Annotated in this window: 1 protein-coding gene and 1 pseudogene; both read right to left on the minus strand. The window is 66.5% G+C overall.

All coding sequences use genetic code 11. From position 1 onward, the window contains the following. Positions 1-59: 59 nt before the first annotated feature. A complete protein-coding gene (locus tag ADL29_RS06720) occupies positions 60-896 on the minus strand; it encodes an alpha/beta fold hydrolase (RefSeq protein WP_053922821.1) in 837 nt (278 codons plus the stop codon). 183 nt (positions 897-1,079) lie between these two features. Then, positions 1,080-1,220 (minus strand): annotated as a pseudogene (locus tag ADL29_RS06725) (IS5/IS1182 family transposase); the annotation flags it as partial.

Consider the following 1,220-nt stretch of genomic DNA (forward strand, 5'->3'; position numbering starts at 1 on the left):
GAGTTCGTCGCTGGCGGGACTGCGTGACGATGTGGCACGCGGGCAGGGGAAGCTGAGTCTCAGGCGGCCGGAGCGCTGGCGGTGTCCGCCTGGTGCCGGTCCACGAAGTCGGTCAGGGTATGGGCGAACACTTCGGGCAGCTCGAAGGGCAGCGCATGCCCGCTGTCCAGCACCACGTAGCGGGCACCGGCGATGGCGTCCGCCAACTCCTTTTGGTGGTGCGGCGGGACGATCAGGTCCTGGGATCCGGACACGACCAGGGTGGGCGCGGTGATCCGGGCCAGTGCCGCAGTGATGTCCACCCGGGTGTTCAGCTCGGACTGGCGGGCCATGCCTTCTGCGTCGAACAGCTCGTTGAAGCCGGCTACGCCCTGCTCGAAGTCCTCGATCCGGCGCCTGGCGAGCGTCCCGGCACCAATCGCGGTGACCTGCAGCACCCGCGAGAGCAGGTCCTTGTCCGTGCGCAACAGCCGCTGCCACAGGCCGAACTGGAACTCCTGCCACGGGTCGGTCACCGCCCAGCCCGCGTGGAGGAAGAGAGAGCGCACCCGTTTGGGTTGCGCTCCGGCGACAGCGGCTGCGACTGTCGCCCCCAGGGAGTGCCCGGCCAGGTGGAAGGCGTCCAGACCCGCCGCGTCCACGGCGCCCAGCACCTGGGCGATCAGGTCGTCGACGGTCAGTGGTGAGCCGGTGTCGATGGTGGCGCCCGAGCCGGACAGGGTCGGGGCGACGATGGTGTAGCGGCCCTTGAGGGCGTCGATCACCGGCCCCCAGTTGCCCTCGGGGGTGGCACCGGTCCCGTGCACCAACACAAGGGCCGGTCCCGAGCCGGTGACCAGACAATTGACGGCGCTGTCACCGCCGGAGATCGGGACGTGAACGGTCGTGTACGTCATGGCGGTTGCGGCCTTTCAGTCGCGGGCGGTTGAGCTGTTGATGTCGTTGAAGTTCAGGCGCTGCTGATGAGGGCGCCGAGCTTGGGCCAGGGAATCAATTAGCTGCATGCGCTCTTTATGAGCGTGATCAATAATTGCATACGCTCCCTATTGATGCAATGAGCTAGGGGCTTTCGTTTGGATTCAGGCGGACCAGAGGAAGATGCCCGCGATGTGGAGTCCGGCCAGGTAGATGGTGGCGGTCTTCTCGTAGCGGGTGGCGATTCCTCGCCACTGTTTGAGGCGGTTGATGCACCGCTCGACGGTGTTGCGCTGCTTGTAGGT

Source organism: Streptomyces chattanoogensis, assembly GCF_001294335.1.
GTDB classification, from domain to species: domain Bacteria; phylum Actinomycetota; class Actinomycetes; order Streptomycetales; family Streptomycetaceae; genus Streptomyces; species Streptomyces chattanoogensis.